The organism is Caballeronia arationis (genome assembly GCF_001544975.2).
Lineage (GTDB): Bacteria > Pseudomonadota > Gammaproteobacteria > Burkholderiales > Burkholderiaceae > Caballeronia > Caballeronia arationis.
The window spans coordinates 1-13577 of record NZ_FCOG02000151.1; the positions used below are offsets into that span (position 1 = coordinate 1).

The window sequence follows — 13577 nt, forward strand, 5'->3', positions numbered from 1 at the left end:
AGGAACCTTGCTCGCACCTCCTACAACTGCCTGAGTTCGAAAAGTACAAGGCCACCTGATGAACGCCCCGAGGCGTCCACGAACAAAACCCAATTTTGCAGGTCCGACTAAATCGTTTCCGGATGCATTGCAACGCGCGTCTCAACTGGCACGCCCGCCCTGCTGCCGCCAAGGTTTCGGGCGAAACGGTAGAATCGGTTCCATTCAGGGCACGACCGACTGTCGCCCGTTTTTTCTCCCTCTCAGGCGCTCTATGCGACGCTCAGCGTTCTTTTTTCGCGTCATCGGTATCGGCATCCTGTTTCACCTCTACGTCGGCGTGCGCCTCATTCCGGCTGCACCCGTCGGCGCTCCGTTGCGCTGGCTCGCGGTACTCGTGCTCGTCGCTTCCGTGCTGCTGATTCCGCTCGGCATGGCCGCGCGCACGATCGAACAGCAACCGCTCTCCGACCGCCTCGCGTGGATCGGGCTCATCGCGATGGGATTCTTTTCGTCGCTGCTCGTGCTGACCTTTGCGCGCGACGTCGTGCTGCTCGCGATCCATCTCGTCGACTGGGCGCGCGGCGTGCCGATCGGCTCGCCCGTCTTCATCGCGCAGAGCGCGCTCGCCGTGCCCGCGCTGGCGGTGCTGTCGTCGGCGGTGGGGTTCTACAACGCGCGGCGACGCGCGCCCATCGTCACGGTCGATGTGCCCATCGACAACCTGCCCGCCCCGCTGAACGGCTTCACGATCGTGCAGATCAGCGACATCCACGTTGGACCGACCATCAAGCGCCATTACGTCGAGCGGATCGTCGCGGCGGTGAACGGGCTCGAGCCGGACCTGATCGCGGTGACGGGCGATGTCGTCGATGGCGCCGTGCCGCATCTCGCCGACCACACGCGCCCGCTCGGAGCGTTGAGCGCACGGCACGGGGCGTTTCTCGTCACGGGCAATCATGAGTACTACTCGGGCGCGGACAAATGGGTCGCCGAATTCCGCCGGCTCGGCCTGACCGTGCTGATGAACCAGCACGTCGTGCTGAACCACGACGGCGCGCGCGCGGTGGTGGCCGGCGTGACCGACTACAACGCGGGCAGTTTCGATCCGGCGCACAAGAGCGATCCGGCCGCGGCGTTGCAGGGCGCGCCAACGGACGCCACGGTGCGGCTGCTGCTCGCGCACCAGCCGCGCAGCGCGCCAGCGGCCGCGGCCGCGGGCTACACGCTGCAACTGTCGGGGCACACGCACGGCGGACAGTTCTTCCCGTGGAATTTCTTCGTGCGATTGCAGCAGCCGTTTGTCGCGGGCCTCGCCCGGCTCGACGGACTGTGGGTCTACACGAGCCGCGGCACCGGATACTGGGGACCGCCGAAGCGGCTGGGCGCGCCTTCGGAGATCACGCGCCTGCGGCTGGTCACGGGTGTGTCCGGCGCGTAGGCAGCGGGAAGTCGCAGGAGAAGAAAGAGTCCATCCGGCTTGCGCCGGATGGACCGGAGAATGACGACGGGAATGCGCCGAGGTACGACTTGCTCCCGCGTCTTTTGCGCTCGGGGAAAGCGCCTCGTCAGGCCGGGCCCGGGGCCCCGGGATCAGGCAGGACGACCGTCGGACGCCAAGCGGGGACTCGCCGAACGACAGAACCGCCAAGTTACCGATGCGCGATTCCGTCCGATACTGGAAAACTCCGACAAATCCGATTGAGGAGCGCGCTACTCGCGTTTCGATGCGATCACGCGCCTGCGGCCGCCGGGATGTCGATCGCCACACGATCGCCCGCCTTCAGGGTTGCGGCCTTGCGGGTGTCGCCTGCCTTGACGTTCACGGTCTCGCCCTGCGCGTCTTTGAGGACAACCACGCCTGCCGTCTGGTCGACGCTTACCACTTGCGCCACTCGGGGTGCCTGCTCGCCGGCGGACAGAACGGTCAGATGGACCTGACGGTTCGTCGTGCCGAACACGCGCTGGCCGCTTTGCAGCTTGTAGAGGTTCCGCACGTCCTCGCCGACTTCGAGCGAGGCGCTTCCGCCCTGCGCATCGACGATCGTGACGGTGCGCTTCGCCGCATCGACCGATTTGACGGTTCCTGCGACCTTCATCGACGCCTCGCCGTCCAGCGTGATCCTGTCCGAAGCCGCTGACGCCAAAATTGGAAACGAGACAAGCGCGGTGGCAATTGTTGCGACGACAAAATCCGAAACTGATTTGACTTTCATGGAACTACTCCTATTGAATTAAATAACTTTCATCACGATCGTCGTGACCGGATTAATAAAAAGCGAAACCCCAAAAGTCTGTTTTTCGAGATATCCCTTGTCAATCGAATGATTTTATTTTCAGTACATTCATTTTGAGATAAGCCGTTCGGACAAGCAGGAGTCGAGTCGAATGCCGGATTTCCGTATCAGCCATGCGGCACCGAAAAATCAGCGCGCCGAGGAGCGACTCAGTAGTTGCCCTTAGAGCGCGTCCGTTGACTTTGACCGCCAGTCCGCCCACACTTCCGTACAGTGTGATCACAGGTCACACATCGCAGAACTTGGAGGCGTCTTGGCAGTGGCAACCCGTTCCGGCCCGCAGGCAATCCCCGCGCTCGAAGCCATCGCGCATGAAACGATGGCGGGCAAGGTGTATCAACAATTGCGCGAAGCGATCATGAGCGGCCGCTTTGCGCCCGGCCAGCCGCTCAGCCTGCGCGGCGTCGCGGAAGCCGTCGGTTCGTCGACGATGCCGGTGCGCGGCGCCCTCACGCGCCTGCGTGCGGAAGGCGCGCTCGTCGACGGTCCGGGCCGCGCGATGATGGTCCCGCCGATGACCTTCGACCTGATCGACGAGTTGCGCGATGTGCGCATCGCGCTGGAAGGCTGCGTCGCCGAGCGCGCCGCTTCGCGCATGACCGACGCGCACCTAGCCGCCGTCCAGGCGATCTTCGACACGATGAACGCCCACGTCGAGGCCGGCGACGCCGCCGCGTACCTGCGCAGCAATTTCGCGTTTCACACTAGCATCTACCGGCACGGCGCGAGCGACATCACGCTCGGTACGATCCAGAACATGTGGATGCGCATCGGGCCGTTCCTGAACATGGTCGCGCCGGATATTCCGCACATGCGCCGTTCGATGGCCGCGCACCGGCAGATCATCGATGCGCTCTGGCAACGCGACGGCGCGCTCGCCCGGGCGGGCATCGCGCGCGACATCGGCGATGCGGCCGATAACCTGAGTGAGCGCCTGCGCACGCAATACGCCGACGCGCCGCGGCAGGCGATCCGCTAGCCGCCCAGCACGCGCGACCAGGCGTCGCGCTTCTGACAAAACGATTTGCATCACTAATCACCCCGAAAAAGGAGAAACACCGATGGACGCACTCAAACTTCTCACACCGCGCGCCGGCTTGCGCGTGCTGATCACGGGCGGCGCGTCGGGCATCGGTCTCGCGATCGCCAAGGCGTTCGTGTCGACGGGTGCGCGCGTGCACGTCTGCGATATCGACGGCAAGGCGATTGACACGCTCGCGAGCGCGCTGCCCGCCGTCACCGGCACGCGTGCGAACGTCGCCGACGCGGCCGATGTCGCGCGCGTCTTCGAAGACGTGGAGCGTGAACTGGGCGGCCTCGACGTTCTGATCAACAACGCGGGCATCGCGGGCCCGACGGGCGGCATCGACGAAATCGATCCGGCGGACTGGGAGAAGACCATCGACGTCAACCTCAACAGCCACTACCAGTTTGCGCGGCGCGCCGTGCCGCTCCTGCGTCACGCGACGGACGGCGGCGTGATGGTGTTCATGTCGTCGGTGGCGGGACGGCTCGGGTACGGCTTTCGCACACCCTACTCCGCGACCAAATGGGCGCTCGTCGGCCTGGCGAAGAGCCTCGCGATCGAACTCGGTCCCGACAACATCCGCGTGAATGCCGTGCAGCCCGGCATCGTGAAGGGGCCGCGCATGGAAGGCGTGATCGCCGCGCGCGCGAAGCAACTCGGCTTGAGCTACGAAGACATGGAAGCGCGCTATCTGGAGAAGATTTCACTGCGCCGCATGGTCACGCAGGAAGAGGTCGCGGCGAGCGTGCTCTTCCTCAGTTCGCCCGCCGGCAGCGCGATCTCGGGACAAGCGCTCTCCGTCTGCGGCAACGTCGAAACACTCTGATCACCGACTCGAGAACATCACCATGGCCACCACTCGCAAAGTCATCATCACCTGCGCGCCGACGGGCGCGATCCATACGCCTTCGATGTCGCCGCACCTTCCCGTGACGCCCGACGAGATCGCGAACGCGGCGCTCTCGGCCGCCCGCGAAGGCGCGGCGATCCTGCACCTGCATGCGCGCGATCCCGAGGACGGGCGCCCGACGCAGGACCCGGCGGTTTTCGAGCGCTTCCTGCCGCGCGTGAAGGAACAGACCGACGCCGTCATCAACCTGACGACGGGCGGCAGCCCGCACATGACGGTCGCGGAGCGCCTGAAGCCCGCGCATCGTTTCCAGCCGGAAGTGGCGTCGCTCAACATGGGGTCGATGAACTTCGGCCTCTATCCGATGCTCGATCGCTTCAAGGATCTCAAGCACGACTGGGAACGCGAGCATCTCGCGAAGAGCCGCGATCTCGTCTTCAAGAACACCTTCGCCGATATCGAGTACATCCTGACCTCGTGCGGCGCGAACGGCACCCGTTTCGAATTCGAGTGCTACGACATCTCGCATCTCTACAACCTCGCGCATTTCGTCGATCGCGGGCTCGCCAAGGCGCCGTTCTTCGTGCAGAGCGTGTTCGGACTGCTCGGCGGGATCGGGCCGCATCCCGAGGATCTCGCGCACATGAAGCGCACCGCCGACCGCCTGTTCGGCAACGACTATGTCTGGTCGATCCTCGGCGCCGGACGCCATCAGATTCCTCTCGCGACGATGGGCGCTGCGCAGGGTTCCAACGTGCGCGTGGGTCTTGAAGACTCGCTGTGGATCGCGCCGGGCCAACTGGCGGAATCGAGCGCGGCGCAGGTCCGGAAGATCCGGCAGGTGATCGAAGGCCTTTCGCTCGAAGTCGCGACGCCGCAGGAGGCCCGCGCAATGCTGAAGCTGAAGGGCGGCGACAACGTCGCGTTCTGATCACCCCACATCTACAAGAAACAGGAGACAAAACCCATGCAGACCGAAGACACGCAGGCGCGATGAAACCCACGGGCGGGCCTTCGCGCCCGCCCTCGCCGGCCGGCCGCCGGCTTCCGACCCACCGTTACGGCTCTCGCTCAAGAGCCGCACCGCCGATCCAACTCGGGAGTATCCATGTCGATTCACCATTCATCCGCGCCACGCGCGCCGTCGCCGGCGCAGTCGTCGCTCAACCAGCTGCTGATCCGCAAGCTGATGCCGCTGCTCGTGATCGTCTACGTGATCAGCTTTCTCGACCGCACGAACATCGCGCTCGCGAAGCATTCGATGTGCATCGACCTCGGCATGTCCGCGGCGGCCTATGGCCTCGGAGCGGGCCTCTTCTTCCTGACCTACGCGGCCTTCGAGATTCCAAGCAACCTCGTGATGCACAAGGTCGGCGCGCGCTTCTGGATCACGCGCATCATGATCACGTGGGGACTGTTGTCGATCGGCATGGCGTTCGTGCGCGGCGAGACGTCGTTCTACGTGATGCGGCTTCTGCTCGGCGCGGCCGAGGCGGGGCTCTTTCCGGGCGTGATGCTGTATCTCACGTACTGGTTCGGCCGTGAGGAACGCGCGCGGGCGACGGGCTATTTCCTGCTCGGCGTGTGTATCGCGAATATCGTCGGCGGGCCGCTTGGCGGCGCGCTGCTCGAATTCGACGGCGCGCTCGGATTTCACGGCTGGCAGTGGCTTTTCGTGATCGAAGGGATCCCGGCGGTGCTGCTCGCCTGGGTCGTCTGGAAAAAGCTGCCCGACCGTCCGACCAAGGCGCCGTGGCTCGCACGCGACGAAGCCGAAGCGCTCGAACGGCGTCTCGCCGCCGAACAGGACAGCCACGCGCCCGGCCGCGGCGCTCACTCGTTCGGCGCCTGCCTGCGCGACCGTCAGGTTTGGCTCGCGATCTTCGTCTACTTCTGCCACCAGCTCACGATCTACACGGTGATCTTCTTCCTGCCGGGAATCATCGGCGCGTCGGGGCACTTCTCGCCTTTCACGATCGGCCTGCTTAGCGCGACGCCCTGGCTCGCGGCTGCGGCCGGCGCCGCCACGCTGCCGCGCTTCGCGAGCAACTCGGTGCGAAGCCGGCGCATCCTGTTCGGCGGATTGGTGGTGATGGCGTCGGGGCTCCTGCTCGCCGCCTACGCGACGCCCGCGATCGGATTGCTCGGCGTGTGCCTGTCGGCGTCGATGTTCTTCGTCGTGCAGTCGATCATCTTCACGTTTCCGTCGTCGCGGCTCTCGGGCAGCGCGCTCGCGGGCGGCCTCGGTCTCGTCAATTCATGCGGGCTGCTCGGCGGATTCGTCGGACCGACCGTGATGGGCATGATCGAGCAGTCAACCGGCCGAGCAATGAACGGGCTGATCCTGCTCGCCGCCGCGCTGGTGGTCGCGGCGCTTGTCAGCGTGCGGCTGCGACACGGCTCGGAAGAACGCGCGCAGACCGTCGCGTCGCCGGCTCACAAGACCGTGTAAGCGCGGGCGGCGCCAGCTGGCTCAGGATTCAGGCCAGCGCCGCCAGCACCTCTTCGGTCGAGCGAATCCGCCCGATGCGCGGAAACACGTACCGGAAGGTGGACTCGTGCGTGTCGGCGTGCAGGTCGCTCATCGCGTCCTCGACAAAAATTTGCTGATAGCCGTGCTCGAACGCCGCGCGCGCCGTCGATTCCACGCCGACGTGCGTCGCGATCCCGCCGAGCACGATCGTATCTATGCCACGCCGGCGCAGTTGCAGATCGAGTTCGGTGCCGTAGAACGCGCCCCACTGCCGCTTCGTGATGACGATGTCCGACGCCGCCACGCCGACCTCGGGACACAACTCGCTCCATCCCGCGGGTTCGGCGGCGGGCGCAGCCTGACCCGAATCGGTGATCGGGCGCAGGCCGCCGGGCGCGGCCGGAAACGCGACCCTCACCAGCACAACGGGCGCATCGAGCGCGCGAAAGCGGTCGGCGAGCAGGCGCGCGTTGGCGAGCACGTCGGCGGCGCTGTTCGGCTGCACCGGCAGCGCGGCGATGCCCGCCTGCAGGTCGATCAGCACGAGCGCGGTGGAATGGCTTTGCAGCTTGAATTCGTCGATGGTCATTTGGAAACTGTCTCGCGTTTGAGCCGCCGGCGGCCCTCAGACCGTCTTCGGCGTGAACACCAGCGCGACGCCGTTCATGCAGTAGCGCAGTCCGGTGGGTTTGGGGCCGTCGTCGAAAACGTGGCCCAGATGTCCGCCGCAGCGCCGGCAGTGCACCTCGTTGCGCTCCATGCCGAACGAGGTGTCGGTGCGCGTCGAGACGGCGCCGTCGAGCGGCTGCCAGAAGCTCGGCCAGCCAGTCCCGCTTTCGAATTTCGTCTTCGACGAGAACAGATCGAGCCGGCACCCCGCGCAGGAAAATATGCCCGCGCGATGTTCATCGTTGAGCGCGCTCGTGAACGGCCGCTCGGTGCCTTCCTGGCGCATCACCTTGAACTGCGCGGGCGTCAGCAGCCTGCGCCACTCGGCGTCGCTGCGGCTGACCTCGTAGGCAGGCGGCGCGGCGCCAGCCGCCCGCGCGCTGCCCGCTCCGACTCCGCGCCACGCGTCGACGCCGCCCGCGACGGTCGCGGCCAGCGCTCCGAGAAAACTGCGTTTCGTGCTTTTCATCATGCCCACCCCGATTTGCCGGCCGGCTCGTTTATGCCGCTTGCACGATACATACCTGAAAAGCGGCCGCGTCGCGCGCCTACGTTTTGAGTCGGTAACCCGTGCGAAAGATCCACGCGACGATCACCGTGAATATTCCGAGGAATACGAGCGTCATCGCGAGGCTCACGCCGACGCTCACGTCCGCGAGCCCGTAGAAGCTCCATCGGAAGCCGCTGATCAGATAAACCACCGGATTGAACAGCGCGACTGTCTTCCAGAACGGCGGCAGGATCTCGATCGAATAGAAGCTGCCGCCGAGGAACGTGAGCGGCGTGACGATCAGAAGCGGAATCACCTGAAGTTTCTCGAAGCCGTCGGCCCAGATGCCAATGATGAACCCGAGCAGGCTGAACGTCACCGAAGTCAGAAGCAGGAACACGATCATCCAGACCGGATGATCGATCCTGAGCGGCACGAAGAGCCGAGCGGTCACGAGGATGATGAGACCAAGGATGACCGACTTGGTCGCCGCCGCGCCGACATAGCTCACGACGATCTCCAGATAGGAAATGGGCGCGGACAGCAGTTCGTAGATGGTTCCGGTGAACTTCGGGAAATAGATGCCGAACGACGCGTTCGAGATGCTCTGCGTCAGCAGTGACAGCATCACCAGTCCCGGCACGATGAACGCGCCGTAGCTGATGCCGTCGACTTGCGGAATGCGCGAGCCGATGGCCGCGCCGAACACGACGAAGTAGAGCGATGTCGAAATGACCGGCGACACGATGCTCTGCATCAGCGTGCGCGCCGTGCGAGCCATTTCGAAGCGGTAGATCGCGCGCACTGCGTGGAGGTTCATCGCGTCTCCCTGACAAGGCTCACGAAGATGTCTTCGAGCGAACTCTGCGTCGTCTGAAGGTCCTTGAACCTGACGCCCGCCTCGTCGATGTGGCGCAAGAGCGCGATGATGCGGCCGGGTTCGTCGTGCGCGTCGTAGGTGTAGACGAGTTCCGATTTCTCCGCCGACAGTTCCATGCCGTAACGTTCGAGCGCTTCGGGCACGCGGTCGAGCGGATGATCGAGTTGCAGCGTGAGCCTTTTCTTGCCGAGCTTGCGCATCAGCTCGGCCTTCTCCTCGACGAGAATGATCTCGCCGCGGCTGATCACGCCGATGCGGTCGGCCATCTCCTCCGCTTCGTCGATATAGTGCGTCGTGAGGATGATGGTCACGCCGTTCGCCTTCAGCGAGCGCACGAGTTGCCACATGTCGCGCCGCAGTTCCACGTCGACGCCCGCCGTGGGTTCGTCGAGAAAGAGGATGTCCGGCTCGTGCGAGAGCGCCTTCGCGATCAGCACGCGCCGCTTCATGCCGCCCGAGAGCGTAATGATCTTGTTGTCCTTCTTGCTCCAGAGCGAGAGCGACTTCAGAACCTTCTCGATATGCGCCGGATTCGGCGGCTTGCCGAAGAGGCCACGGCTGAAGGAGACGGTCGCCCAGACGGTTTCGAAGGCGTCGGTGGTCAGCTCCTGCGGCACGAGCCCGATGCGCGAGCGCGCGGCGCGGTAATCGGTAATGATGTCGTGCCCGTCGACGTGAATGCTGCCTTCGCTCGGATTGACGATTCCGCAGATCGTGCTGATGAGCGTGGTCTTGCCCGCTCCGTTCGGGCCGAGCAGCGCGAAGATCTCGCCGCGCCGGATCGCGAGATCGATCCCTTTCAGCGCCTGAAAGCCCGACGCATAGGTCTTGCCGAGCTTCGATACGGTGATGATTGTTTGCATGGCGTGGACAATATCAGATACCGCCGAATCCGGCTCAAGCGATCCCGCGCCTGTCAAAATGACGCGTTGCAACACCGGAAACCGGCACCACGAGGAGTCAAAGCCATGCTGTTCGAACAGATCGAAACCGCCTGCATCAACGATGCGGACGTACCGTGGGTACCGTTCACGCCATATAGCGACAAGGTGCTCGTCAAGTACTTCAAGCTCGATCCGGTTCGCGGCGAGGTGATCGCGCTCCTGAAGGCGCCCGCTGCCGGACAGATGCCGATCCATCGCCACACGGGCACGGTGATCGTCTATACGGTTCAGGGGCGATGGAAATACCGCGAGCACGGGTGGATCGCGGAGGCGGGAAGTGTCGTCTACGAGACGGCGGGATCGACGCATACGCCGCAGGCGCTTCCCGGCGCCGAGGACATCGTGACGCTCAACATCATCCAGGGCGACCTGCTTTTCATGAACGATCGCCAGCAGGTGATCGCCATCGAAAGCTGGAAGAGCGGCTGGGATCGTTATGCCGCGTATTGCGAGGCGAACGGCATCGCGCCGCGCGACCTGACCGCGTTTGCCTGAACGCACGTCCCGCGTCCTTCGACTGTGACAAAATAGGCCACCTTCGGCCACTCATGTCGCGCGCTTGAATCCGCTATCCGCCACTGTCCCGATCTCGGTCGTCAACGGCTTCCTCTCTGGTGCCGACCCCAACGCCATCGCGCCGCTCGCCGAGCGCTCGGGCATCCCGCACGAATTGCTGCGCGAGCCGGCCGCGCGCGTGACGCAGGAACAGTTCTCGACGCTCTATCGCCTGCTCGCGATGGAACTCGACGACGAAATGCCCGGCATCTTCAGCCGCCCCTTACGCAACGGCACGCTGAAATACCTGGGCCTGAGCCTGCTCGATGCGTCGAAGCTGGAAATCGCGCTGCACCGCTTCGGACAGTTCTTTCATCTGATCCTCGACGATTTCCGTCTGCAGTCGCATCGCGACGGCGCGCTCGGCTACGTGCAGATGGCGGCGAATCCGCACGGTCCGTCCGTCAGCGCGCTCGGGCACGAACTGATGCTCAAGCTCGTGCATGGCGTGGCGTCGTGGCTCATCGGGCAGAAGATTCCGCTCGTCGAAGTGAACTTCCACTTCGCGCGCCCGGCGCAGGCGAGCGATCACCTCTATCTCTTTCCCGGACCGATCCGCTTCGGCTGCGACGCGACGCGCATCGGCTTCGACGCCGCCTACCTCGACATGCCGATCCGCCAGCGCAAGCCCGACTTGAAGAAGTTCCTCGCGCGCGCGCCCGAGGACTGGATCTTCGTGTCGTTCGCGGAGCAACTCGTCTGCCATCGCGTGCGGCAATTCGTAGCCGACTGCCTGCCGGGCACGCCCACCATCGACGACGTCGCGCAGCACCTGCACTTCTCCGTGCGCACGCTGTGCCGGCGGCTCGCCGCGGAAGCCACGACCTTCCAGGCGATCAAGGACGAAGTGCGGCGCGACATCGCGATCCAGCGGCTCACGCGCTCGGGAGATGCGATCGCGGAGATCGCGTACGACGTCGGCTTCGACAACCCGACCGCGTTTCATCGTGCGTTCCGGCACTGGACCGGCAGCACGCCGAACACCTATCGCCGGGCGGCGTGAGCGCGGCGCGCCGGCCAATCACGCCGTGAAATGTCCGCCGAAGCGCTGCCGCAGTGCCATCTTTTGCAGCTTGCCCGTCGCGGTGAGCGGCAGGTCGTCGACGAACACGACGTCGTCCGGAACGCACCACTTCGCAACCTTGCCCGAATAGAAGTCGAGCAGTTGCCCCGCGTCCACCGCGCTGCCCTCCCGGCGCACGGCGACGATCAGCGGCCTCTCGTCCCACTTCGGATGCGCGCACGCGATACACGCCGCCTTTGCGATCTCCGGATGCGACATTGCGATGTTCTCCAGTTCGATCGACGAAATCCATTCGCCGCCCGACTTGATCACGTCCTTGCTGCGGTCCGTAATGTGCATGTAGCCGTCGGGGTCGATGGTGGCGACGTCGCCGGTCGGGAACCAGCCGTCCACGAGCGGCGACTCGTCGCGGCCGAAATAGCGCTCGGCGACCCAGTGGCCGCGCGCCATCAGGTCGCCCGCCGACGTACCGTCCCACGGCAGTTCGCCGCCGTCGCCGCCGACGATCTTCAGGTCGATGCCGGGCACCGCGCGGCCCTGCTTGACGTCGATTGCCGCGCGCGCCGCTTCGCTCTTCGCGGCGTAACCGCGCGAGGGCGAGCACACGGTTCCGAGCGGCGACAGCTCCGTCATGCCCCACGCATGCACCGCCTTGACGCCGACTTCGCCCAGCGCTCCCGCGAGATGCGGCGGACACGCCGCGCCGCCGACGACCGCGCGCTTGAACGTCGAGGTCGTGCGGCCCGTGCGCCGCATGTAGTCGACGAAACCGAGCCACACAGTGGGAACGCCCGCCGACATCGTCACGCCTTCTTCCTCGAAGAGCGTGGCCAGCGACTCGCCGTCGAGCTTCGCGCCGGGCAGCACCAGTTTCGCGCCGACGAGCGTCGCCGAGAACGGAATGCCCCACGCGTTCACATGGAACATCGGCACGACGGGAGCAATGGTTTCGGTCGCCGAGAGCGCCAGCGAGTCAGGCAGCGCCGATCCGTAGCACATCAGCGTGATCGAGCGGTGGGAATAGAGCACGCCTTTCGGGTCGCCCGTGGTGCCCGACGTGTAGCACAGGAGCGCCGCGCGCTCTTCATTGAAGCGCGGCCACGCAAAGCGGTCCGTGTGCGGCGCGATCAGCGCCTCGTAGCTCGCGAACGGCACAGCGCAATCACGCGGCAGCGTCGTTTCGTCGCACAGCATGATCCACTTTTCGACATGCGGACAAAGCGCGGCGATCTGTTCGACGAGCGGCAGGAACGACGCATCGAAGAACACGAAACGATCGCGCGCGTGATTGACGATGAAGACGATCTGCTCGGGAAAAAGACGCGGGTTGATCGTGTGGCACACCGCCCCGATCCCGCTCACGCCGTAGTACAGCTCCATGTGCCGGTAGCCATTCCAGGCCAGCGTGCCGACGCGGTCGCCCGCTTCGATACCGCTTGCGAGAAGCGCCTGCGCGAGCTGCATCGAGCGCGCGTGACAGTCGCGATACGTATAGCGGTGAGTGTCCCCTTCGACACGGCGCGACACGATCTCCACGTCGGCGGAGTGGCGCGCCGCCTGTTCGAGTATCGATGACAGCAGCATCGGCGTGTGCATCATCTGGCCCAGCAGTTCCATTGCTCGTCTCCATTCTCTTGGGCGGTCGCGGTCGGGTGCCGGTCGCCCTTGTGTGTATTGCAAGTGCGCCCCGATTCTAAGGAAGGCCAACGCAAACCGAACTTGCAGTCCCGGCCGATTGATTGACAAAACCAGCCAAGCGACGCCGCACATCGGAAGCGCCTACGGGTGATCCCCTAGCGAGACGGCGAGCGGCAGGTTTTGTCAATCAAAGGGCAGGTTCGGATATCGGGGATTGCGGCGCATGGGGCTAGGATTCGATATCCGCATCGCATGGCATGTGTCAGGAGTCGTGCGGCAGCCCCCAATTGGAGACAGAAATGAGCTATACCGCACCCCTGAAAGACATGTTGTTCGTCATGCGCGACCTCGCTGACATTACAAAAGTAGCCACACTTCCGGGTTTCGAAGACGCGAATCTCGACACCGCCCAGGCCGTCCTCGACGAAGCCGCCAAGTTCAACGGCGAAGTGCTGGCGCCGCTCAATTTCGAAGGCGACAAGAATCCGAGCACTTGGTCCAACGGCGAAGTCACGACGTCGCCCGGTTTCAAGGACGCGTTTCGCCAGTTTGCCGAAGGCGGCTGGCAAGGCGTGATGCATCCGGTCGAATACGACGGCCAGGGCCTGCCTAAGCTGATCGCCACGCCCTGCATCGAGATGATGAACGCCGCGAACATGTCGTTCGCGCTTTGTCCGCTTCTGACGGATGGCGCGATCGAAGCGCTGCTGACCGCCGGCACCGATGCGCAAAAGCAGCTCTACGTGCCGAA

The 13577-nt window shown here is 64.7% G+C and carries 14 protein-coding genes; 8 read left to right on the forward strand and 6 right to left on the reverse strand.

From position 1 onward, the window contains the following. Positions 1-253: 253 nt before the first annotated feature. Entirely contained in the window at positions 254-1420 is a 1167-nt protein-coding gene (locus AWB81_RS36125) for a metallophosphoesterase (protein WP_062642579.1), read from the forward strand. A 292-nt stretch (positions 1421-1712) separates the two neighbouring features. Here the strand turns inward: AWB81_RS36125 and AWB81_RS36130 are convergent, their stop codons facing one another. Next, entirely contained in the window at positions 1713-2195 is a 483-nt protein-coding gene (locus AWB81_RS36130; RefSeq protein ID WP_062642580.1) for a hypothetical protein, read from the reverse strand. 400 nt (positions 2196-2595) lie between these two features. Between AWB81_RS36130 and AWB81_RS36135 the strand changes: the two genes are divergently transcribed. From AWB81_RS36135 to AWB81_RS36150, 4 genes are all read left to right on the forward strand, one after another. Beyond that, the gene (locus AWB81_RS36135) at positions 2596-3255 is read left to right on the forward strand and encodes a GntR family transcriptional regulator (protein ID WP_062642593.1); all 660 of its coding nucleotides are present in this window, start codon (positions 2596-2598) and stop codon (positions 3253-3255) included. 82 nt (positions 3256-3337) lie between these two features. Beyond that, positions 3338-4129, forward strand: a complete 792-nt coding sequence (locus tag AWB81_RS36140; protein WP_062642581.1) for an SDR family oxidoreductase — start codon at positions 3338-3340, stop codon at positions 4127-4129. A 22-nt stretch (positions 4130-4151) separates the two neighbouring features. After that, complete coding sequence (kce, locus tag AWB81_RS36145; protein WP_062642582.1) at positions 4152-5084, forward strand: 3,5-dioxohexanoate:acetyl-CoA acetone transferase; 933 nt, start codon at positions 4152-4154, stop codon at positions 5082-5084. Positions 5085-5261: 177 nt separating this feature from the next. Continuing rightward, on the forward strand, positions 5262-6605 hold the full coding sequence (locus AWB81_RS36150; protein ID WP_062642583.1) for an MFS transporter: 1344 nt from the start codon (positions 5262-5264) through the stop codon (positions 6603-6605). 28 nt (positions 6606-6633) lie between these two features. On the opposite strand, the gene AWB81_RS36155 is transcribed toward AWB81_RS36150, so the two are convergent. The 4 genes from AWB81_RS36155 to AWB81_RS36170 all read right to left on the reverse strand — a co-directional run bounded on the left by AWB81_RS36155 (position 6634) and on the right by AWB81_RS36170 (position 9528). Beyond that, a complete protein-coding gene (locus AWB81_RS36155) occupies positions 6634-7215 on the reverse strand; it encodes a hydrolase (RefSeq protein WP_062642584.1) in 582 nt (193 codons plus the stop codon). A gap of 36 nt (positions 7216-7251) precedes the next feature. Continuing rightward, the gene (gene msrB / locus AWB81_RS36160; protein ID WP_062642595.1) at positions 7252-7764 is read right to left on the reverse strand and encodes a peptide-methionine (R)-S-oxide reductase MsrB; all 513 of its coding nucleotides are present in this window, start codon (positions 7762-7764) and stop codon (positions 7252-7254) included. A gap of 79 nt (positions 7765-7843) precedes the next feature. Further along, positions 7844-8605 carry an ABC transporter permease gene (locus AWB81_RS36165; protein ID WP_062642585.1) on the reverse strand — a complete coding sequence of 254 codons (762 nt, stop codon included), beginning with the start codon at positions 8603-8605 and terminating at the stop codon, positions 7844-7846. Then, complete coding sequence (locus AWB81_RS36170) at positions 8602-9528, reverse strand: ABC transporter ATP-binding protein (RefSeq protein WP_062642587.1); 927 nt, start codon at positions 9526-9528, stop codon at positions 8602-8604. The genes AWB81_RS36165 and AWB81_RS36170 overlap by 4 nt, the downstream gene beginning before the upstream one ends. Positions 9529-9633: 105 nt before the next feature. Between AWB81_RS36170 and AWB81_RS36175 the strand changes: the two genes are divergently transcribed. Both AWB81_RS36175 and AWB81_RS36180 read left to right on the forward strand, forming a co-directional pair. After that, positions 9634-10104: a 2,4'-dihydroxyacetophenone dioxygenase family protein gene (locus AWB81_RS36175; RefSeq protein ID WP_062642589.1), complete on the forward strand. Its 471-nt coding sequence runs from the start codon at positions 9634-9636 to the stop codon at positions 10102-10104. Between the two features lie 91 nt (positions 10105-10195). After that, complete coding sequence (locus tag AWB81_RS36180) at positions 10196-11167, forward strand: AraC family transcriptional regulator (protein WP_062642598.1); 972 nt, start codon at positions 10196-10198, stop codon at positions 11165-11167. Positions 11168-11185: 18 nt separating this feature from the next. Here AWB81_RS36180 and AWB81_RS36185 read toward each other — a convergent pair whose 3' ends face one another. After that, positions 11186-12805, reverse strand: a complete 1620-nt coding sequence (locus AWB81_RS36185; RefSeq protein WP_062642591.1) for a 3-(methylthio)propionyl-CoA ligase — start codon at positions 12803-12805, stop codon at positions 11186-11188. A 320-nt stretch (positions 12806-13125) separates the two neighbouring features. Between AWB81_RS36185 and AWB81_RS36190 the strand changes: the two genes are divergently transcribed. Next, positions 13126-13577: acyl-CoA dehydrogenase family protein (locus AWB81_RS36190; RefSeq protein ID WP_200822605.1), on the forward strand; the 452-nt coding region annotated here is incomplete at its 3' end.